At 46.1% G+C, this 22,510-nt stretch carries 18 protein-coding genes; 2 read left to right on the top strand and 16 right to left on the bottom strand.

Annotation, left to right across the window (positions count from 1 at the left end):
• Positions 1 to 176 precede the first annotated feature (176 nt).
• From spoIIR to NFR99_RS09545, 12 genes are all read right to left on the bottom strand, one after another.
• A complete protein-coding gene (spoIIR, locus tag NFR99_RS09600; protein WP_120485357.1) occupies positions 177 to 827 on the bottom strand; it encodes a stage II sporulation protein R in 651 nt (216 codons plus the stop codon).
• 92 nt (positions 828 to 919) lie between these two features.
• The gene (locus NFR99_RS09595; RefSeq protein WP_251353488.1) at positions 920 to 1,480 is read right to left on the bottom strand and encodes a Ger(x)C family spore germination protein; all 561 of its coding nucleotides are present in this window, start codon (positions 1,478 to 1,480) and stop codon (positions 920 to 922) included.
• Positions 1,477 to 2,571 carry a GerAB/ArcD/ProY family transporter gene (locus tag NFR99_RS09590; RefSeq protein ID WP_251353487.1) on the bottom strand — a complete coding sequence of 365 codons (1,095 nt, stop codon included), beginning with the start codon at positions 2,569 to 2,571 and terminating at the stop codon, positions 1,477 to 1,479. Before NFR99_RS09590 ends, NFR99_RS09595 begins: the two co-directional genes overlap by 4 nt.
• A 4-nt stretch (positions 2,572 to 2,575) precedes the next feature.
• Positions 2,576 to 4,060, bottom strand: a complete 1,485-nt coding sequence (locus NFR99_RS09585) for a spore germination protein (protein ID WP_251353486.1) — start codon at positions 4,058 to 4,060, stop codon at positions 2,576 to 2,578.
• 162 nt (positions 4,061 to 4,222) lie between these two features.
• Positions 4,223 to 4,897, bottom strand: coding sequence for a GntR family transcriptional regulator (locus tag NFR99_RS09580; protein ID WP_120485353.1), 675 nt, complete (start codon positions 4,895 to 4,897; stop codon positions 4,223 to 4,225).
• Complete coding sequence (ispE, locus tag NFR99_RS09575; protein WP_120485352.1) at positions 4,887 to 5,774, bottom strand: 4-(cytidine 5'-diphospho)-2-C-methyl-D-erythritol kinase; 888 nt, start codon at positions 5,772 to 5,774, stop codon at positions 4,887 to 4,889. Before ispE ends, NFR99_RS09580 begins: the two co-directional genes overlap by 11 nt.
• Positions 5,775 to 5,966: 192 nt before the next feature.
• Positions 5,967 to 8,591, bottom strand: coding sequence for a pyruvate, phosphate dikinase (gene ppdK / locus NFR99_RS09570; protein ID WP_251353485.1), 2,625 nt, complete (start codon positions 8,589 to 8,591; stop codon positions 5,967 to 5,969).
• Between the two features lie 245 nt (positions 8,592 to 8,836).
• Positions 8,837 to 9,520: a DUF2461 domain-containing protein gene (locus NFR99_RS09565; protein WP_251353484.1), complete on the bottom strand. Its 684-nt coding sequence runs from the start codon at positions 9,518 to 9,520 to the stop codon at positions 8,837 to 8,839.
• Between the two features lie 15 nt (positions 9,521 to 9,535).
• Positions 9,536 to 10,168 (bottom strand): RNA polymerase sigma factor, encoded by a 633-nt coding sequence (locus NFR99_RS09560; RefSeq protein WP_135975383.1) that lies wholly within the window; start codon positions 10,166 to 10,168, stop codon positions 9,536 to 9,538.
• Complete coding sequence (locus NFR99_RS09555; RefSeq protein ID WP_120485340.1) at positions 10,149 to 10,370, bottom strand: hypothetical protein; 222 nt, start codon at positions 10,368 to 10,370, stop codon at positions 10,149 to 10,151. The genes NFR99_RS09560 and NFR99_RS09555 overlap by 20 nt, the downstream gene beginning before the upstream one ends.
• Entirely contained in the window at positions 10,339 to 10,740 is a 402-nt protein-coding gene (locus NFR99_RS09550; RefSeq protein WP_120485339.1) for a hypothetical protein, read from the bottom strand. The genes NFR99_RS09555 and NFR99_RS09550 overlap by 32 nt, the downstream gene beginning before the upstream one ends.
• Before the next feature lie 60 nt (positions 10,741 to 10,800).
• On the bottom strand, positions 10,801 to 12,213 hold the full coding sequence (locus NFR99_RS09545) for a spore germination protein (RefSeq protein WP_243126784.1): 1,413 nt from the start codon (positions 12,211 to 12,213) through the stop codon (positions 10,801 to 10,803).
• A gap of 286 nt (positions 12,214 to 12,499) precedes the next feature.
• Here NFR99_RS09545 and NFR99_RS09540 point away from each other — a divergent pair, with 286 nt between their 5' ends.
• Positions 12,500 to 12,862 (top strand): helix-turn-helix domain-containing protein, encoded by a 363-nt coding sequence (locus tag NFR99_RS09540; RefSeq protein WP_120485338.1) that lies wholly within the window; start codon positions 12,500 to 12,502, stop codon positions 12,860 to 12,862.
• Positions 12,863 to 12,899: 37 nt separating this feature from the next.
• Here the strand turns inward: NFR99_RS09540 and NFR99_RS09535 are convergent, their stop codons facing one another.
• Complete coding sequence (locus NFR99_RS09535) at positions 12,900 to 17,492, bottom strand: beta-N-acetylglucosaminidase domain-containing protein (protein ID WP_251353483.1); 4,593 nt, start codon at positions 17,490 to 17,492, stop codon at positions 12,900 to 12,902.
• A 157-nt stretch (positions 17,493 to 17,649) separates the two neighbouring features.
• On the opposite strand from NFR99_RS09535, the gene NFR99_RS09530 reads away from it, so the two are divergent.
• Positions 17,650 to 17,772: a toxin-antitoxin system protein gene (locus tag NFR99_RS09530; RefSeq protein ID WP_120485336.1), complete on the top strand. Its 123-nt coding sequence runs from the start codon at positions 17,650 to 17,652 to the stop codon at positions 17,770 to 17,772.
• A gap of 200 nt (positions 17,773 to 17,972) precedes the next feature.
• Here the strand turns inward: NFR99_RS09530 and NFR99_RS09525 are convergent, their stop codons facing one another.
• The 3 genes from NFR99_RS09525 to NFR99_RS09515 all read right to left on the bottom strand — a co-directional run bounded on the left by NFR99_RS09525 (position 17,973) and on the right by NFR99_RS09515 (position 22,442).
• A complete protein-coding gene (locus NFR99_RS09525; protein WP_120485335.1) occupies positions 17,973 to 18,749 on the bottom strand; it encodes a polysaccharide deacetylase family protein in 777 nt (258 codons plus the stop codon).
• A 71-nt stretch (positions 18,750 to 18,820) separates the two neighbouring features.
• Positions 18,821 to 20,707 carry an ABC transporter ATP-binding protein gene (locus NFR99_RS09520; protein ID WP_120485334.1) on the bottom strand — a complete coding sequence of 629 codons (1,887 nt, stop codon included), beginning with the start codon at positions 20,705 to 20,707 and terminating at the stop codon, positions 18,821 to 18,823.
• On the bottom strand, positions 20,697 to 22,442 hold the full coding sequence (locus NFR99_RS09515) for an ABC transporter ATP-binding protein (protein ID WP_120485333.1): 1,746 nt from the start codon (positions 22,440 to 22,442) through the stop codon (positions 20,697 to 20,699). The genes NFR99_RS09520 and NFR99_RS09515 overlap by 11 nt, the downstream gene beginning before the upstream one ends.
• Positions 22,443 to 22,510: the final 68 nt, after the last annotated feature.

Raw genomic sequence — 22,510 nt, 5'->3', positions numbered from 1 at the left:
CTTGTCTTCATGAACTTTCAAGGTTGTTTCACTGTTCAATTATCAATGTCCTCTGCTGTCTTGTTTGTTTCGTCCCCTACAGCTTCCTTAGTCTACCAAACCTTTCCGAATATGTCAAGCACTTTTTTTAACTTTTTTATCTTTTTTTATTCATGCAAAAAAGCACAGACCGAAATTCATTGAAAGATTCCCCAGCCTATTCTAAAATCACTGCGCTTCCAGTCGAACAGGCTTTCATATTCTTCTTCGGTAAGTACATTTTCCAGTTGCTGTTTCTGCTTATCAGGAACTACTGCATGAATAGAATCAATAAAGCAGAGATTAGGAAAAAGTACACACCACCAATTCTTCCCTTCGGCCTTTCCGATACACACCCGCAGCGCCTGATAACGTCCTGCCGGAAACGTACAATCCCCGTAGGACTTTCTGGGAAAGTAGCATTCCGTAAGTTCCGTATGGATAGAGTCTTCCCCCCCTGCTTTTTTTAACGCTTGTTCTGCAGTATATTCTATGTCCTCCACATGTTCTTCTATCCTGCGCTTTGTTTCCTCGATATCCTCCGCGCCGTCCAGCAGCGTTTTCATATATTCTACCACTTCATCCCTGACCATTAATTTCCTCGCCTGGTCTTCTTCACTGTCACTGTTTGCAATGACGTGGAAGCGCAGGATTTCTCCGGCAATTCCCTGTTGCACATCAGATGCCCTTCCTTTGAGAACGGCACATGCTCCCAAGATACCTGCAAGCGTCACTACGACGCACATGAACACTATTTGCTTTCTATATAGCCACAAAAGTTCTTGCAGCATTTCTTTTTTCCCTTTCATATCCCCTCTCCTCACTCTTCTTTGATAACCAGAGTGTTTCCAGGAAATAACTTCCTATTCATGATTGTTTTGGTTTTTCCCAAAGATTTCCTCTATTCCTTAAATCCTGTTTTCCTGGGAATCGGCACATTTGATGCAGATGCCGCTTCCTGTGTAAGTTCTATACTGCCTCCCGGCAGAATCTTCCCGTTTTCTGTATAAAGCGCCGGCAGTTTAATAGATGCTTCTCCATTATGCAGATAATTCAGCAAGTCCTTTAACGGCAGCTCCAGCGCTCCGTCCCCAGGCTGATTTTTTGCTAAATCTTCCAGATAAATCCCCGTATCCTCTTCCTTTTTCTTCGCTGTTTCCAGCGTTTCTTCATCTCCTACATATATTAGAATATTCCGCGCAAAAACAGGGTTATTTTCCAAGTAACTCAGGATTTCACGAAGCATTTGCCCGTTTTCTGCCGTTTCCCTCGAAAGAATCACGGCCTTTACATGCCCATAGTCAATATATTTACTGTCCTGCGCCTGACGTTCTTCCTCCTGCGCTTTTATATTTCCCGTCTCCGCCGTCAGCACGGTAGGAAAACGCCTATCCTCCAGCTCTCGCCTGCCGCATCCCCCCAGAAGCGCACACAGCCCCAGCACAATTACTACTCTCTTCATCCCCTCCTCCTTCCTGCACATTCCACAATTGCTAAAGTCAAGGTAAATATCACCAGAATAGGAACACACACATATCCATTTACTACGGTAAACACCCGAAAAGCCGTATCATAAGTGCCGCACCACAAAGCAAACAAGTACACTAGAAACCCTATCCCGATGTTTCTCCCACCACCTCTGTTTTTCCCTTTTCCCATCAATCCTTCCGACAGAAATTTGAGATAATACATCCCTGCACCCACAGCGGGAAAAAGCGTTGCCAGCATCAGACCGGTAAAAACTACATCCCATCGCTGAAAGAAACTTCCCGGAATCACCGCGCTGCTCATTAGCGTAATCGCCGGCCAGGGCAGCGCCCGCATCCCTGACTCTCCAAAGGAACCGATAGATGCCAGACAAAGCGCCAGCACCGACACCCCTGTTACGATTGCAGCCCTCACCAGCGTCCTGCCCGTATTTTCCCTTTTGTTTAAAGAGGAACCCAGAAATAGAAAAATCCCTGTCCCTCCGAATGCAATAAATGTTTGCAAACCATGTTTTGCTGTCTGCATGGAAAACTCTGCTCTCCCAGTCCCCAGATACCCGGATTCCGTAGAAAATGCCGCGCATACCAGCAGAAAAAGAAGGGGATAGAGCAATGCGGAAAAAAGCACCTCGCTGACTCTCGCCCGTACCTCCAGACCACCGGAAATAATATACACCCCTCCCAGGACTACCGCCGCCATCAGCACACTCTGAGACATCTCCGGCAAAACAAACACCTGCGCAACCACGCCAAACAAACGCACTAAAAGAACGCTGTTCATCAGTGCATAGCAGAAATAGAAAAGCATAAGTACTTTCGCGCATCCGCCTCCCAGCCTCTCCGCCGTATATGCATACATCCCCTGTTCCATATGGCGCGCTGTCCAGCCAACCACCCAGGCATAAGCCACAGCCAGGCTCACACCGGCTATCAGGCTCAAAATAAAACTCCTTCCGCTTTCATTTTCAGCAAAGCCGGGCAGGAGAAGCGCCGCCTTTGCCAGCCAGTCCATCACCACCATACGTCCAAACTGGCGTTGGGAAATTTTCTGATTTTCAGAAATCATTCCGCTATTCTCCTTTCATCCGCATTCTTCGCCGATTTTGCCTGCGTGCAAACAACGGACGCTTCCACATTCTGGAAAGCGGCGCCCGCAGGATACTGTCGCGTGCCTCCCCTTCCGGGTTGGCGTCTTTTCCCGCAAATGGCATTAAATATGAAACCCCAAAACTTTTTAGTCCCGCCAGATGTATCAGCACCAGAAGCCATCCAAACATGATTCCCAGGATTCCAAATCCCGCACACAATACAAGCATCAGGTATTTCAGCAGCCGCAATGCTTCAGACAATTCCTCATTTGGAACTGCAAAAGACCCCAGAGCCGTTAGCGCCACAACAACAACTACCACAGGACTTACAATATTCGCGCTCACCGCTGCCTGTCCTATAATTAATCCCCCCACAATGCCAATCGTATTTCCTATGGGTCCCGGCATCCGAAGCCCCGCCTCCCGCAGCAATTCAAAAGACAACTCCAAAAGCAACACTTCCACCAGCGCCGGGAAGGGCACCCCCTCCCTGGCCTCCGCCAGTGAGAAAATCAGATTGGTAGGCAATAGCTGAGTATGGAAATTCACTGCCGCCAGATAAAGCCCTGGCAGCGACACTGCCAGGAATGCCCCCATGTACCGAATAATTCTCAGGAATGACACAATTGCAAAATGCCGATAATAATCATCACTTGTCTGAAACAGAGAATTACAGGTAGCCGGCAGCACCAATGCTTCCGGAGAATTATCACACACCAGCACGACACGTCCTTCCAGCACTGCCATCGCCGCTCTGTCCGGCCGCTCCGTAGCCTGATACTGGGGAAACGGAGAATATTTTAAGTCTGCCGTCAGATGCTCTATCACTCCTCCGTCCAGAACACCGTCAATTTCGAAGTCCTCCAGCCGCTTTTCTAAATTTTCCAGGATAGGCGGATAAACCAGCCCGTCTACATACACCATAGCACACATGGTATTGGAATACTTCCCAAGAGGCGTCTCCTTCACTTTTAACGCTGTATCTCGAACGCGTTTTCGAATCAGCGCCGTATTGACCTTCACCGACTCAGAAAAAGCTTCCTTGCTGCCCCGTAATACTTTTTCCGAATCCGCCTTCATCACACCTGTTCCGGGATATCCTTTACTGCCTATCTTAATTGCTTTGTCAAAATAATCTACAAATAGTACCACATTGCCCGCCAGCATTGCCGCCATAGCTTCGTCCATAGAAACCAGCTCTTTTGTATCTGATACTCCCAGGCTGTTTTCTTCGATCGCCTTCTGTATACCGCTTTCATCCATTTCCCACATGTGATTTAGCATTTTTCCGATCACCGAATCTTCCAGCATCATATTGCCGGCCGCTACTTCAATGTAAATTAAAAAGCAGCTTATCTCCTTATTCTTCCCGAGTTTCATAGGACGAAAAAGAATGTCGTCACATCCTTCTATCATTTCCCGTACTCTCTTTTCATTCTGCTTTAAATCTGTCGATATGTCGCCCATGTCTTACCGCCTTTGCCTTTATTCCCGCAGACTGCCATCCAAACTCCGGACTGCTTCCATTTATGCTAACTTCTGACTTTCATGACCTCTGCATAGGTCAATACAAAAAAGGATAAGATTTCTCTTATCCCTCTTTTCCTAACATGTACAGTTTTTCCGATTCTATTCTTTTTCTTTCAGGCTGTTAATAATTGACTCCTTCTGGTTTTCGATATGGCTGCGTATAGCTTCCCCTGCCTGCTCCGCATCCCGGCTGGCCAGTGCGCTGCAGATAGCTTCATGCTCTCCTAAGAGTACCGGATGCATCTCCCTGTCTTTTAAATATTCCATCCGGTAACGGTACATCTGCTCACGGAGGTTATTCAATATCTGCATCAATCTGCGGTTATCCGTGGCCTTATAGATAATCTCATGAAAATCCATATCTGCCTGCCCGCTAGCCAAAATGTCGTCACCGGACAGCGCTATTTTAAACGCCGCATTTGACCTGCGCAGCTCTTTTAGCTGTTCCTCTGTAATTTTCTCACACGCATCCCGAACTGCCAGTTCCTCTAAGGCAGCGCGCACCTGCAGTACGTCCTCTAAATCCTTAATCGTAATCTCAGCCACCTCCGCACCTTTCCTGGGAATCATCAGCACCAGACCTTCCAGTTCCAGTTTACGGATAGCCTCACGTACCGGGGTACGGCTCACCCCCAGCCGCTGTGCCAGCTGGATTTCCATCAGACGCTCTCCCGGTTTCAGTTCCCCTCGCAGAATTGCCTGGCGCAGAGTATTAAACACCACGTCCCGAAGCGGAAGATATTCGTTCATATCAATCTGAAAATCACCTGTCATTCGCGTCCCCTCCATGATTCATAATACGTGTCAGGTACACCTGCTTCGCCAGAGAGCCGCGGCGCATCTTTTCATAAGCATACCTTGCCTTTTCTTCATCTTCAAATAGTCCAAACACCGTCGGCCCGCTGCCGCTCATCATTGCCCCCAGGGCGCCGTACGCCATCATCTTTTCCTTTATCTTCCCAATCACGGGATATGCAGGAATCGTAACGGTTTCCAGAACATTTCCCATAAGTTCTGCCGCCCGGCGCAAATCCCTTTCCCGGATAGCCGCAATCTGCCCGTCGATATCCGGATGGCTCACCAGCTCGTCCGCTCTAAGATTCGTATACACCATCTTTGTAGAAACATGAATACCTGGCTTTGCAATCAGCACATGGCATTTCGGCATCGCCGGAAGACGTGTCAGCTTCTCTCCGATTCCTTCTGCCAGCGCCGTCCCACGCAAGATGCAGTAAGGAACGTCAGCCCCCAGCTTTACGCTCCTCTCCATCAGCTCCTGCTTCGTAAGTCCCAGCTGAAATATGCGGTTCAGCCCTACCAATACTGCCGCCGCGTCCGAACTGCCGCCCGCCATGCCTGCTGCTATGGGAATCACCTTCCTCAAACGGATAGATACGCCTTTAGGAATCCCAAATTCTTCTATCAAAAGACGTGCTGCCCTGTATGCCAGGTTATTCTCATCCACTGGAAGATACTGTAGGTTCGTTTTCAGACGAATTCCCGGTTTATCCATCTTATGGATATCAATCTGATCATACAGCTTCACTGTCTGCATAATCATCCGCACTTCGTGATATCCGTCCTCTCTTTTTCTCACCACATCCAGACCCAGGTTAATCTTTGCCAAAGCTTTCATCCTGATTTCCTTCATCGATGTTCTCCTTTGCACTTTGTATACAAAATCTTCTTTTCGCTATTGTACCATTTCTTTCCCGAAAGTCAAGTCCCCGCAGACATTCTTAGAGCCTCGCCGGAACAAAAAAAATAAGCGCACCACTATTCTAATGATACGCTTATTTCTACATTATACGATATGAGTCTTCAACCCCAAAATAGTTTTCGCCTATCTTTGTGCGATTGCCGCCTGTGCTGCCGCCAATTTTGCAATTGGAACGCGGAACGGTGAACAGGATACATAGTCCAGCCCAAGCTTATGACAAAACTCTACGGACGTAGGATCGCCGCCGTGCTCGCCACAGATTCCTACATGGAGGTTCGGATTTGCCGACTTGCCAAGCTTCAGCGCCAGTTCCATCAGTTTACCCACGCCTGTCTGATCCAGCCTTGCGAACGGATCATTTTCAAAAATCTTGGTATCATAGTAAGCATTCAGGAACTTCCCGGCGTCATCACGGGAGAATCCAAAGGTCATCTGCGTCAAATCGTTTGTACCGAAACAGAAGAAGTCTGCCTCCGCCCCTATCTCGTCTGCCGTCAGGGCAGCTCTTGGAATTTCTATCATCGTTCCCACTTCATATTTCAGCTTACTGTTTGCCGCTGCGATTTCCCTGTCTGCGATTTCCACTACCAGATTCTTGATAAATTTCAGTTCCTTTGCATCTCCTACCAGCGGAATCATGATTTCCGGGCATACTCTCCAATCAGGATGTACAGCCTTTACATTGATAGCCGCACGGATCACTGCCAGTGTCTGCATCTTCGCGATTTCAGGATACGTCACTGCCAGACGGCATCCGCGGTGTCCAAGCATCGGGTTCATCTCTTTCAGGGCGTCAATGAGTTCTTTGATTCGTTCTACCGTCTTGCCTGTTGTCTCAGCCAGTTTCCTAATATCTTCTTCCTCTGTCGGAACGAACTCATGGAGAGGCGGATCCAGGAACCGAATCGTTACAGGATTCCCCTCTAACGCTTCATAAAGCGCCTCAAAATCTTTCTGCTGTTCCGGCAGAATCTTCTCCAGGGCTTTTTCTCTCTCTTCCACTGTTTCCGCACAAATCATCTCACGGAATGCATCAATCCGATTCCCCTCAAAAAACATATGCTCTGTACGGCAGAGTCCGATACCTTCTGCCCCCAGGGACCGTGCTTTCTTCGCATCTGCCGGGGTATCTGCATTGGTACGCACCTTCATGGTTCTGTATTTGTCTGCCCATCCCATAATTCTGCTAAACTCGCCTGCTATCGTGGCATCAACAGTCGGAATCTGTCCGTCATAAATATTTCCGGTGGAACCATCCAGGGAAATAAAATCTCCTTCACTATACTCTTTCCCTGCAAGGGTAAACTTCTTATTCGCCTCATCCATCGTAATATCACCGCATCCGGATACGCAGCATGTTCCCATGCCGCGGGCTACTACAGCCGCATGGCTGGTCATGCCGCCGCGGACGGTCAGGATACCCTGCGCATTCTTCATTCCCTCAATATCTTCCGGGGATGTCTCCAGACGTACCAGAACCACTTTCTCTCCTCTTGCCGCCCATGCTTTTGCATCCTCTGCTGAAAATACAATTTTACCACATGCAGCTCCCGGAGAAGCTCCCAGCGCCCTTGCCACCGGCTCAGCTGCTTTCAATGCCTCCGCGTCAAACTGCGGATGGAGCAGCGTATCCAGATTCCTCGGATCAATCATGGCAACTGCCTTATCTTCCGTAATCATACCCTCATCTACCAAATCACAGGCGATTTTCAGCGCTGCCTGGGCAGTTCTCTTTCCGTTCCGTGTCTGCAGCATATACAGATGCCTGTCCTCAATCGTAAACTCCATATCCTGCATATCGCGGTAGTGATCTTCCAGTTTATTACAGATATCTACAAACTGGTCATATACCTCCGGCATAACCTCTTTGAGCTGGTCAATCTTCTGCGGCGTACGGACTCCGGCAACCACGTCCTCACCCTGTGCGTTCATCAGGAATTCTCCCATCAGATGCTTCTCCCCTGTAGCAGGGTCGCGCGTGAAGGCAACTCCCGTACCGGAAGTTTCTCCCATATTTCCAAATGCCATCATCTGTACATTCACGGCCGTTCCCCATGAATATGGGATATCGTTATCACGGCGGTATATATTTGCCCGAGGGTTATCCCATGAGCGGAACACTGCCTTAATCGCTTCCATGAGCTGTTCCTTGGGATCTGCCGGGAAATCCCTGCCGATTTTCTCTTTGTATTCAGCCTTAAACTGGTCTGCCAGCTCCTTCAAATCTTCCGCAGACAAATCGACATCCTGAATTACGCCCTTCTCTTTTTTCATCTTATCAATTAATTCTTCAAAATATTTCTTTCCGACTTCCATAACTACATCGGAGAACATCTGAATGAATCTTCTATAACAATCCCATGCCCAGCGCGGATTACCGGACTTCGCTGACAATACTTCAACAACTTCTTCATTCAAACCAAGATTCAGAATCGTGTCCATCATGCCCGGCATCGACGCCCTTGCACCGGAACGAACAGAAACAAGAAGAGGATTCTCTTTGTCTCCGAATTTCTTTCCCGTAATTTCTTCCATTTTGAAAATGGCTGTCATAATCTGATCCATAATTTCATCATTAATCATTCTGCCGTCTTCATAATACTGCGTACATGCTTCCGTTGTAATCGTGAAGCCCTGTGGTACAGGCAGCCCCAGGCTGGTCATCTCCGCAAGATTCGCACCCTTGCCTCCGAGGAGATTCCTCATCCCCGCATTGCCTTCTGTAAACATATAAACCCATTTTGCCATGTTGCACATTCCTCCTACAATCGTTCTCATACCATGCCGCAAAGCGCCAGCTCCAAAGGAGCATGTCTACCCTGTTTAGTATATATACAATTGTAACATATTTCCTGTTTCAGTCAAGAAAATCCTTCCATTATTGTAACTTTTTTAGCCAAACCTTTTTGTTTTCTTGTGAAATATTTATCAAAATATGTCGGTTATGCGCATATCATTTGTTATTTTATCACAATCCCCCCTCAAATATTTCCTTATCTTGCAGGCATCTGAAAATCTACAAGCGCTTTGTTCAAATAGTCATTAAAAGGTTTCATGATTCGGAAAGTCTCCGCTGCCTTTACAAGAAATGTTTCTGTATCATTCAATTCCTCATCCTTTAACGGATATTCCAGATACCAGCTCTTAAATTTCAGGTATTCAGCCTGCGGGTGTTCTTTCCCATACCCCGCCGGGACATTCTTTAACGCCGTCCCCTGTACAGTAAAATATTTTTCAAACTCCGGCTCATGGATTATCGTTTCCCATTCTTCACCATTCCGGACAATAAAATCCCGCACCATCGTTGTCGCCTCTTTGAACATATCCGCAAACAGGCCGCCGCCTAAAAAAGACTGATTGCCGGGTTTTATCATAAGATAATATCCAACAGGTACAGGAAGTTTCCCTTTCGAAGAAATATGGGCGCGGAACGCAGGATTGTAAGGCGATTTATCGTGGCTGAAACGGGTATCCCTTACAATCTTAAAGGTAAGGTCTTTCGGATTGTTATGTAAAATGCTGCTGTCAAATTTTCCTATTTCCATCATCAAAGCCTGTAATACCTCTTCAAACTCAGCATTTGCCTTTTTGTAATCTTCTTTATTTGCATGATACCATTCACGGTTATTATTCATGCTTAGTTCTGATAAGTAATCCATAATTATTTTTATGTTCATGATCTGTCGTCTCCTTTACGAATTTTGTATGATAGAAAACTGCACGGAATCTAAAAATTCCTGTATCAAACGTTTCGTGCGTTCAGGAGATTGGTAAGGCTTACAGAACGAAAAATCCTGTGATAAGTCATCAATATCTTCCATAGCGCTCTTTACATCAAGCATCGTCTGCATGGGAATTTCCGTGGCTGCCGCGTAATCCAGCTGCTGCGGATTTATCCGATGATTTTGTATCGCGTAATTCACTCTCTCTTTACATTTACATCTTCCGGCGCCATATTCTCCGCAATACTGCCCAAGAAAGTCTGCCATTTTTTTGCGTATTCGGGAAAGCCTTTGACGATACGCTTCGGGAGTCATTCCTAAAATATCCCCCGCGATGCGGCTGTCGACCTTAAACATCGTACCTAATATAAAAATACATCTGCTTTCCGTATCAAGACATTGCAGCATCACATTGGTACAAGACATTTTCAGCAGAATGTCCTGTGTGGCGTCCTCCGCATCCGCAAATGTGCCAAGCATCCGCAGGGATAAATTGAATACCATGTCCTGCACACCCGCAACAAGAGTTTCAAGAGCCTTTTTATCCCCTGCTGTGGCTTTGTCAACGAAAGCCTGCAATTCTTCATTTGTTTTTTTGTTCATAGATTTTACCTCCTACTAAATTAGACAATGGCCTCCCGCCCGTGTGACAGAAAAGAGGTATTTTTTTATCATTTTTTAAGCCGCTCCCGCAGCACTCAGCATCTGCTGCCAGGAACGGCCTCTTTTCGTAAATGCTTTCCTGTATGGGTATTTTTGCCCTCAGAGCTTCCTTATCTTGCTTTGTCTGTATCTCTATTTCCATCTAAGTCATCCGCGATATCATCTACGCCCTCGCGTATGCCGTCGCCGATATCATCTACACCCTCACGGATATCATCGCCCGCGCTATTTTCCTTATTCGGCGCTGTCCCCGCATCATTCTGTCCGTCTGAACCCGTTCCTGCGCCTGTGCCTACCGTATCTTCCCCGGTTTCATTCGTCAGCGTTTCCCCGGTTGTACCTGTGGTATTATCCGTAGCTCCATTCGTTTCTGTTGCGGATGTATTCCCAGTAGCGTTTCCGTTTTCTGTAGTGTTTGTAGTATTATCATTACTGTTTGTCCTGCAGGCCGTCAGCCCCAGTGCACAGAGCGCCAGCGTCATGACTAGCATCATTTTCTTCAACTGTTTCATAAGAATTCTCCTTTGCAAAAAATTATTTGTCCTTCCTAATTATCCCCCGATTTTCGGAATTTATTCACCAGACTTTATCCGTTTCCTGAAAATCCTCCGTGCGAGCTGCTTTCCATTAAACGGAATCAAAGGATACAGATAACTTTTCCCGGATATTGTTCGGTTACAGCTGATAGCCAGCAAGGTAAGAAGGATTCCCGCCGCGAAACCATACAAATTAAATGCTGCTGTTAAAACCAACAGTATAATCCGCATAAATTTCAAAGCATACCCCAGCTCATAGCTGGCCTGGGTATAGTTTGCCACCGCCACAAATGCCATATAGAGCATTGTCTCAGAATTAAACCACCCTGATTTCACCGCAAACTCTCCCATCACAATCGCCGCAATAACACTCAAAGGTGTTGTCAGCATATTCGGAGTATTGATAGCCGCGAGCTTCAGCCCGTCAATTCCCAATTCCAGAATCAACAGCTGAAACAGCAACGGGATATGAATGTCCCCTTCCACTTTAATAAAATCAAATGCCGGGGGTATCCACTCAGGGTTCTGCATAAGAAGAATCCAGCCCGGCGTCAGGAGCAGCGTCAGAATTGCGATAAAAAGCCTGTTAAGACGCAGATATGTGCCTGTAATCGGCGGAAAGTAAAAATCATCTGCCTCTTCTACAATATCAAAAATAGAAACCGGAAGAATAATTGCCGCAGGAGAATTATCTACCAATATAGCAATCTTCCCTTCCAGCACGCTGGCTGCTGTCGCGTCCGGGCGCTCGGTATACTTTACTTTCGGAAATGGATTAAACCATTTCCTTCGATAAAGGCACTCTACCAGACTTTCCTGGTTCATAGTCAGAGCCTCCACCTGCAGATTCTGTATACGGTTCCTGATTTCCTCCAGAAATGCCCGGTCTACACGGTCTTCCATATAGCATAGCACAATATCTGTTTTTGAGCAGCTCCCCGCCTGCTGCATCTCCATAACAAGATGTGGATCACGGATACGCCTGCGTATCAGAGCGGTATTAAATACTACCGTCTCTACAAATCCGTCTTTCGAACCGCGCAGCACTTTATCTTTTTCCGGCTCCGCCACACTGCGCATCGGATACGTCCGGCAGTCAATGGCAAAGCACTTGTCATATCCATCAATAAACAGGCACAATACACCGGAAAGGATATTGGCTTCTATTTCCTCACGTCCATCCAGAAGCTCTACCTCTACATATGGCATAGCGTCCCTGGACAGCCCTGCACTATCCTCCGGCAAATCTTCTGGTGTAATAGAATAAAAGAATTCTATCAGCTTTTCCATTAGCTCGTCTTTTACAAACCCGTCAATAAAATAGAAACATGCTTTATGATCCGCCACCATCGTCATTCTGCATATAATATCAAAGCTCTTCTGAATATTAAGCTTTTCCTGGAAATATGCCATATTATCCGCCAGGCATGTCATGATTTTCTGTTCCATCACATTGTCCTCTTTCTGACGCACTTACTGCATCATCTTGGTAGATTTGGAAGCTTGCTTTTAAGCTTCTTCTTTTCACAGATACTTATGGTAAAGTCTTTCCTTATTTTTCTTTTTTATACGCTGTACTATATTTTTCCATTTTTATGTTTCATTTCGTTGCATCTAAGGATATTACTAAATAATATTGTTATACTGATAAAGGTTTACATTTTGATAAATTCTTTTCAAAAGTGCGATAATACAAGCATTTATACTATTTTAAAACACATAGGAGGAAGGAGTTATGAAAAACATAGAGCTCGGACAACGTCTTAAAGATTTACGCGAATACCATCATTATACTCAGGAATATATCAGTTCTAAACTAAATATTGAACGTCCTTCCTACTCAAATTATGAATGCGGCAAACGCACACCGCCTTTGGATCTGATTATTCGGCTCTGCAATTTTTACCAGGTTTCTCTGGATGATTTGCTGTGCAACCCCAAGTTCTCTCCCTGTGCCGCCACTATGGAAGGCATCCCGCCTTCCTCCGGCGAGGACGAAGAAGCGCTGCTCCATTATTACCGTCTGCTTCCCGACGATTCTAAACGCGAAATTCTTCAGTATCTGCAATTCAAATTTCAACAAGCTAAAAAACAATAAAACCCCGGCAAGCTTTTATCACTTGCCGGGGCTGCTTTTACTTCATTTTTATCTTCTTCGTCGTATATGCACTATAAATCTTACGGCTGTCCGACTTCTTATAGCTCCTTAAGCGGAATGTGTATGTCTTGCCCTTCTTCATTCCTTTTTTTGTCATAGACACGACATTCTTTTTCTTAGACGCGATACGCTTAAATTTTCCCTTACTGCCTACTCTCATAGAAATCTCAAAACCGTCCGCCTTTGCTTTCTTGTTCCAGATAAGCTTTACCTTGGACTTTCCCGTCTTTTTCACTTTCAGTTTTGTTTTTACCGGGGAAGTCGCTGTCTTTAAAATGCTGCTGTCTGCACCTGCAATCCTGCTGCCATAATGAGACTTGTATGCCTTCACGCGGAACTGATACTCTGTAGCGCTCTTCAATCCCTTTACCTGATAAGATGTACCGCCCACAAGGCTTACATCCTTCCACGCCTTCGTATTTGTATCATACATGGAAACAATATAGCCATTTGCCTGGGCAACGGAATTCCATGACAGGCTGATAGATGTATTTGCATTCTTCGCCGCTTTCAGGCCGCCTGGGACGCCCGGTGCTGTTGGCTGCGGTACCGGAACAGGCTTTGGTTTGTTATTTCCACCGGGATTTTCTTCTGAAGCAAGCTTCTTCTCCCATACTGCCGTCAGAGTCACATCCGCAGAATCTATTTGATAGGATTCTCCCGGCGCATAAATCTTGCTGCCATCCTTCCATCCCTTGAAGACGTAACCCTCCCTCTCCTTTTCCGGCAAAACAATGGTACTTCCCGATGCATAATACGCGTTCTCTGTCTGGCTTCCTTCACTAATAAAAGAAACTTTTACAGCTTTTTCCCATACTGCGGTTAAGGTCACATCTGTTGTACCCATTTCATAATACGTACCTGCTGCGTAGGTCTTTGTCCCATCACTCCAGCCGCTCAGAATATATCCTTCTTTCTGATAAGTATCCTGCGGCAGAACAATCATCCTCCTATCTGCACAGTATATGCTTTTCGTTTCCGCATCATTTTTAAGATAAATTTCATGTACTTTTTCTCCTGCATTTGAGATAATCTCATAGAGAGTCGGACGTGTTCCTTCCGGCCAGGTTATCGTAAAGGACAAGATATCCTCATCACCTTTTCGGTAAAAAACAGTGTTTCCCCGGTCAAGTCTCCCGATAGTTTCCGTCCTGACGGTATTTCCATCATAAATTTCCGCTTCGACAAGCGCATTTGTAATATCTGCGCCATCCTGGAGGAACGTAACAGAAGTGAGCTTTGTATTCTCCGTCAGTTTATACTTTAAATAATCAGTTCCGTCAGAAAGCTTATCCGACATATATACAGTAGAAACATCCCCATCTATCATATTGTCTAACTTACCTGTAAGGGTTCCTTCGAATACCATGCTTCCTTTTTCTATCGCTTTGATATCAATATCCAGAATCTTTAAATATGCTTCTTTATATTTCGTAATCAGAATCTGTATATATCGAATGGCCTGTCCTTCCATATCCACTTTAATATTTCGATAAATCCCGCCTTCTGTTTCGATATCGCCTACAACATTATCCCCTTCTTCGTGGATTTCCGCAACACGCGTCCAATTATTCTTATCTGACGACACCTTCACTTCTGCATTATAAAGCTTCGGTCTGTCATCTCCGGTTATAATTGTAAATTCAGAAACCGGAATCTCCGCGCCCAAATCTACAATAATCGAATCGCCCGCCGTCTGATTTGAGTTCGTCCATGCATAAGTTGACAGTTTCCCATCGAAAAGATTCTCCCAGCTTCCTTCTTTCAGTCCCAAAGATGTCTCAACGGCAGGATTAAGCCCGGTACTTCCTTCCGCCGCAACAGAAAAATTATTCACCGTGAAACTCACTGCCTGCGACGCCCCATTGTACAAACGCACATATCGCGCCGCTGTACCGCCTGGGGAACTCGGCATATTCTCCCAGATAACCCCGTTTTCTGAGTACTGCAGTACCAGCCCTGCCGGACAGTCTACATTCACGCTCTTTAACTCAGAAAGTTCTTCAAACTTTATTCCCAGGTACTCTCCTGCTTTTAAAGAAACCGTACCATCTGCTGCCAAGCTGTAAGTTCCCTCCTGGTGAGACACTTCTCCTACTGTTGTATCCATATTCGTGCAGACGCCGAACTTTTCCTCTTCCTCATTGCCATTAATGATAATCTCACGAATTGTTGTCCAATGATCCGGCTTGCCCGGTCTCCCCACTGATTCGGCGCGCAAGCGAATATATCTCGCTTCAATCTCAACTTCTTCACTGATATGGCGCTGGAAATCATAGACTCCTCCTATCTGTGTCCAGCTTCCCTCACTCCCATCCTCTGAATATTCCAAAACAGCATGGTGGAAATAGTTATTCACCTGACTTGCATCACCCTCATCATTTGCTGCCTGGAAAATTTCGATACTATATACAGGTACAACTCTGCCCATATCAATTCCAACATAATCATCCACCTGATGCGCAGGCGTCAAAGTACATGAAGTCGCAAGATTCCCGTCAAAAATCTTTGCTGTCTCCGCAGTATCTCCCACTTCCTCTCCCGCTATCTTTCCATAAAAAGAAGTCACTACTGCTGAAGGATTTAAATGCGGCATCACCCACCGCTTTGCAACCGGCACAATCTTATTGATAAACGGAACCAGGCGTCTGCTCCCCGCCTGCGCCATCTTATCAGCGCCAGCATAAGCAGGATACGCAGCCTGTGTTGCCATTGCTTTTCCCGCGGCAGCCACTCCCTGCCAAGCGCCGTCCACATCTGTCTTTTCCATAGCAAAAACAGCCTGCATAGCCGCTTCACCTGCCGTTGCTACATCATAGAGCGAATTCAGCCACGGAGTTATCTCCTCCACTAAAATTTTATTCGTGCATTTACTGCGGAATGTTTCTACTGCCGTTTTTATCTTGGCAAACTCTTCTTTGATTCTCTGTGCCCCGGCATCTTCTGAAACCGGCTCGCCCTTCACAATCTTTGCTTCTACCGCTTCCAAATCTTCTTTCAGGTCTTCCGACTCCGGAAATCCTGATACCCTGGTGGAATCCGGACAGTTCGCCACATGCTTTCCAATCGTCAGATACGCATCATACACCTCCGGCTGAAGATACTTAAAACAATCCCGCCAGATTATATCTGCATTTTCCAGAAAGTTCGTATTGTTCCAAATCAGGCATGCCAGCTGGAATAACCCCACCTTATTCGCTTCCGTATAGCGACATGGATTCGACATCAGTCCATTTAGCCCCGTTACATTGTTCCGCGCATAGTGATTGATATTTCCAAGAAACAGCCCCGATTTCGCATGCTCATTTACCGGATAATTCAGCCAGAAAACCACGTCATGCCCGTCTGTTGCATTTCTCACATAGTCTACAGTTTCCTGCGTAATCGGAGAATTCACATCATCCCCTGTCCAAAACAAATCAATGGAATAATTCAAAGCCTTCAGTGATTCCAGCTCTTCCCCGCTGCCTGACCAGGCTTTGTTATACCCTTTCATACAATAAGTAAGATTTTCACAATCCTCTTTCGCTTTTATAAACTCATTGTCTATCCTATTCAACAGTATGACAATCTGTTCAAGATCCCCGCCGCCAATATCATCATTCAAAATAGCAAATTTCCGTACGCCTACGTCATACAGCTGCTGGAACTTCGCTTTCAAACGTTCTACCTTTGCATTGAAATTTGCTTCATATGCCGCCGTGCCAATTGTCCCTAAATCGCCGAAGAAATATGTAAGGTGAATAGACCATCCATATCTTACCTTCGTCTTTTCCCCTGCCTCCACCAGTTTGCGGATCTTATTAATTTCTAAATCCTCTTCCGACTGGCCTTCATCCGGGGTTGTGGGATAGAGGTCATCGCTCTTATGGTAATGATCGTCTTTTGACGCATAGATGTAGGAATTCATCTTCACGTCCCGCCCTGACCACATCATGCTTTCGCGCCCTTCATAATTCCATGCACCATAAAACCCTTCAATGAATCCCCTTGTCTTCATGGTCGCATAATCTTCAATCTGTACATTCAAAAAACGGCTTCCGGCAAAAGAAGAAAACATCATCTGCAGCGTAGCCAGACCATAATATACTGCATCCGTATCCTGCCCAAGAATCACAATCGTGCCGTCCTTTGCACTCAACAGGTAGGAATCTGTCTGTTCAAAAAGATCTGTTTTGGAAACCGCCACATTAGAACCCACCCAGGTATCCACGGCGCCGCCGCTTCCTTTGATACCCAGAAGAATCTTCTGACCGCTTCCAACTGTACCGCTCTCTGTTTTCGTTCTTCCGTAATCCCCCAGGATTTCCTCCAGAAACGCATTCGTATACTCGTCAATGCCGCTCTCGCTTACCACCTGTACATTTGCTCCCAGCACAAACTCTCCGCCCGGATATACCGTGCTCTGCGGTATTGGATAAATCGCATACTTATCCTGCGTAGATGCATACCCTCCCTTTAATGCCGTCTCGGCATTTTCCGGCTTTTCAAACGCAGTTGCCGGAAAAACGCTTGTGCCCATCAGCACAACCGCTAAAAGAAAGCTGAAAAAATTTTTTGCCACCCTCATAAATGAACCTCCTTTAGTTTACCTGCACAATGTTTTTGTTGTGACTTTCTATTTATTCTAACATTTTTACGTAAGTTTTGCCACTACCAAATTTCATTCATTGTAAAATCGCCCAAATTTTTCTCCTAAATCCTCCTTTTCCCGAGGAAACATGAATATGAAACCATTAAAAAGCAAAATCAGCATCACACTTGACCCGGATATTATCGTGGATTTAAAAGACCTGGCAGAAGAGGACGACCGTTCCCTTTCTCAGTACATCAATTTGATTTTTGTTTAAACTATATTCACGTTTTTTTCACATCAATGCCACATGACTTTCATATTTTCACAATATAGTAATAGCTGTAAAAGCTGATAAAATTTTTATCTTTTTCTTTTTCATAACTTTCAGGGCGCACAAAAAGCATCTGCAGTTTGTGTCGCCCTCTCCTTCTTTTCAGGCATCGGAAGCGCTGCTCCGGATGCCTTTTATTCTTCTTAGGATTGGATAAGCCCCTGCCTCCCCTCCTGGTCTATGTAATAGTTCTCTTTGTAAATCAGGCTTGATACAGGAACAAGACCAAAGCCTTTTTTCTGCAGCCCCAGAATCAGCTGCTCTAATGCCTGCACGGTATACTTTCCGCCGCTGCGGCACAGTATAATTGAACCATTCCCCAGTTCTTTGTTATCTAGTACTGTTTCAAGTATGGAGCGCGTCCCATAATTCTTCCAATCCAAACTGTCTACATTTCCCTGAACAGCATAATACCCACACTCCTTTGCACACGAAAGCACACGATTATCATAATTTCCATAAGGGGAGCGGAACAGAAACATATCATATCCCGTCAAAGCCTTCACTTCCGCATGAAGTTCCAACATCTCTTTTTGGCACTCTTCTTCTGTAAGCCCTTTCATATTTTCATGATTCTGCGTATGATTTCCCAAATCATGCCCTCCTGCAAGAATCCGCTTCACATCTTCCGGGTATCTCTTTACCCACTCCCCGGTAATGAAAAATGTCGCTTTTATCTGATATTTTGCTAAAATATTCAAAATCTCTTGTATATCTCCGTTCCCCCCGACCGTGTCAAACGTTAGTGACACCTGCTTTTTGTCCGTTATAACGCTGCAGACGGGCTGCGCCTTTCCCCCGAATGTACTGCTCACTGGTGCCGTTCCGCCTCCGAATCTCCAGATACCTACTGCAAACAGCAGAACACATAAAGTAAGAACACCAAGCCCCCGATAGTTGTATTCAAGTCTTTCTTCCATAGAAATACTCCCGAATGATGCTTACTATCAATATATGCCTGGTGTTCTCTCTGATATGTTATAGATTCCTGTTATTCCAGTTCAAATGCCCCCGTATAAAGCTGATAATATTTCCCTTTCTCCTCAATCAGCTTGTCATGACTTCCCCGCTCAATGATATGTCCCTGCTCCAGAACCATAATAACATCCGAATTCCGTACAGTAGAAAGCCTGTGGGCAATAACAAATACCGTCCTGCCCTTCATCAACGCATCCATGCCTCTCTGCACAATCGCTTCAGTCCTGGTATCAATAGACGAAGTCGCCTCATCCAAAATCATCACCGGCGGATCTGCCACCGCTGCGCGTGCAATCGCAATCAGCTGGCGCTGTCCCTGGGAAAGATTGGATCCGTTACTTGAAATTCCGGTATTATACCCTTCCGGAAGTCTGGTGATAAAATCATGTGCCCCCGCAAGTTTTGCTGCTTCCATACACTCTTCATCCGTAGCGTCCAGCTTTCCGTAACGTATATTATCCATGACCGTTCCCGAGAAAAGATTCGTATCCTGAAGTACAATTCCAAGAGAACGGCGGAGGTCCGACTTTCGGATTTTATTGATGTTAATGCCGTCATAACGAATTTTCCCGTCCGCAATATCATAAAAGCGGTTAATCAGATTTGTGATTGTGGTTTTTCCTGCCCCGGTAGAGCCTACAAAAGCCACCTTCTGCCCCGGCTCCGCATACAGGGTAATATTATGCAGTACTGTTTTTTCCGGCTCATATCCAAAATCCACGTCAAACATTTTCACTTCACCGGAAAGCTTCGTATATGTCACGCTTCCGTCGGCACTGTGCGGATGTTTCCACGCCCACATCCCGGTACGCTCCTCACACTCTGTCAGCTCCCCATTTTCTTCACGGGCGTTGACCAGCGTGACATAGCCCTCGTCCGCCTCATGTGCCTCGTCGATCAGTGCAAAAATACGCTGCGCCCCTGCCAGTCCCATAATTACCGCATTCAGCTGGTTCGACACTTGGCCGATGTTTCCTGCAAACTGTTTGGTCATATTCAGGAACGGTACGACAATGCTAATACTAAGAGCCAGTCCTGATATGCTCACATTCGGCACTCCTGCCAATAAAAGCAGCCCGCCCGTCAGCGCTACGGCTACGTACAGCACATTTCCAATATTTCCGAGAATCGGCATCAGCATGTTTGCATAACGGTTTGCCCGTTCTGCATCCCGAAACAGCCCGTCATTTATTTTGTCAAAATCCGCCTTGCTCTCTTCTTCATGGCAGAATACCTTGATTACCTTCTGCCCGTTCATCATCTCTTCCACAAATCCTTCCGTCCTGCCCAGAGCCGCCTGCTGACGGATAAAATATTTTGCGGAATTCCCCCCCACTTTTTTCGTCACTGTTACCATGAATACTACCCCCACGACAACAACCAGCGCCATCCAGAGGCTGTAGTAAACCATAAGCCCAAAAACGGTCATGACCATGATAAGCGAAATCATAAGCTGCGGAAAGCTCTGGGAAATCATCTGCCGCAGGGTATCAATATCATTTGTATAATAGCTCATAATGTCCCCATGATTGTGGGTATCAAAATATTTTATCGGAAAATCCTGCATCCCATTAAACATTTTCTCCCTCAGCTTTTTCAAAGTCCCCTGGGAAACAACCGCCATCATTTGAGTAAAAGCGACCCCAGCCGCCAGGGAAACTGCATAAAGCGTTACCAAAATTCCTACAAATTTCCCAATTTCCCCGGAAACTGCCGCCCAGTCGCCGCTCTGCCAGCTCTGCTCTACCAGAGCAATGATATTCTGCATAAATATAGCAGGTATAGAACTCACCACCGCATTCAGCAGCACACACACAACCACCAAAGGCATCAGTACCGGATAAAATTCAAACAGCATCTTAATCACTCGTTTGAGCGTTCCCTGTTTCTTACTCTTCATCCGCTTCACCCCCTTTATTCTGAGATGTATATACTTCCCGGTAAATTGCGCTCTTTTTCAGCAGCTCTTCATGATTTCCCACTGCCTGGATTGTCCCGCCGTCCATGACGATAATCCTATCCGCATCCTGCACTGAAGCAATACGCTGTGCAATAATAAGCTTTGTGGTCTCAGGAATATACGTCTTAAACGCCTGGCGAATCAGCATATCTGTCTTTGTGTCCACTGCGCTGGTAGAATCATCCAGAATCAGTATCTTCGGTTTTTTAAGAAGAGCCCGCGCAATGCAAAGCCTCTGTTTCTGACCTCCGGATACGTTGGCGCCGCCCTGTTCAATATAGGTATCATATCCGTTTGGAAAGCGGGAAATAAACTCATCTGCCTGCGCCAGCTTACATGCTTCTATGAGCTCCTCGTCCGCAGCCTCCTGATTTCCCCATCTCAGATTTTCCTTGATTGTTCCTGAAAACAACACATTTTTCTGCAAAACTACCGCCACCTGGTTCCTCAGGGACTCCAGATCGTAGTCCCGCACGTCAAGTCCTCCCACCTTTACAGTGCCTTCGGTAGCGTCATACAGCCTGGAAATAAGCTGAATCAGAGATGATTTCGAAGAACCTGTGCCTCCGATAATGCCAATCGTCTCACCTGACCTGATATGCAGGTCAATATCCGCCAGCGCCATTTTCTGCGCTTTAGCCGAATATTTAAAGCTTACCCCGTCAAAATCAATGGAACCGTCCTTTACTTCACAGACCGGTTCTGCAGGATTTTTCATGCTGCTCTCCTCCCTCAGCACTTCCACGATACGCTGCGCCGACTCGTTTGCCATCGTAATCATCACAAATACCATAGAAAGCATCATTAAGCTGCTCAAAATCTGGAAGCTATATGTAAGCATCGCAGAAAACTGTCCCACATCCAGCGCCAGCCCTTTTGTTGTGATAATCGTATAAGAGCCAAAAAATAATACAAACACCATCACGGTATAAAGGCAGAACTGCATCAGCGGATTGTTAAACGCCAATATCCTCTCCGCTTTCGTAAACTGAACGCACACATCCCCTGCTGCTCCGCTGAACTTCTGCTTCTCATATTCTTCTCTCACATAAGATTTAACCACACGCATTCCTTTCACGTTTTCCTGAATCGAGCTATTCAGATTATCATACATCTTAAATCCCTTCCGGAACAGCGGCATAACCAGCCGCGCTATCGCAAAAAGCCCTGCCCCCAGCACCGGAACTACCAGCGCAAAGATTACCGCCATCTTGCCTCCCATGATAAACGCCATCACCAGAGAAAAAACCAGCATCAGCGGACATCGGATAGCGATACGCACAATCATCATATAAGCCTGCTGCACATTCGTAATGTCCGTAGTCAGCCGGGTTACCAGAGACGACGTCGAAAATTTGTCAATGTTCTCAAAAGAATAAGTCTGTATCTGATAATACATATCTTTCCTCAGATTTCTCGCAAATCCGCAGGAAGCGGTTGCCGCATAGGCGCCTGCTGCCGCGCCGCATGCCAGGGAAAGCCCCGCCATCACAATCAGAACAGCTCCGTAGCCTGCAATAACTCCCAGTCCGCACCCCGCCTTAATCTCATTGACAAGCTGCGCAATGATAAAGGGGATGATACACTCCAGCACGACTTCCAGTGAAACAAATACCGGAGCCTTAACTGATGCTGCCTTAAATTCTCGGATAGATTTCGAAAGTTCCTTCAACATTTTGTTTACCCCTCCTTTTTATAATAAAATTTCGTATCCTTTACGATTCCATCCCGCAGGAATCCGGA

Origin of the sequence: Hominisplanchenecus murintestinalis (genome assembly GCF_943193015.1) — a bacterium.
GTDB classification, from domain to species: Bacteria; Bacillota; Clostridia; order Lachnospirales; family Lachnospiraceae; genus Hominisplanchenecus_A; species Hominisplanchenecus_A murintestinalis.
The sequence above is the reverse complement of the archived record's forward strand: the minus strand, read 5'-3'. Positions and strand labels throughout refer to the sequence as shown.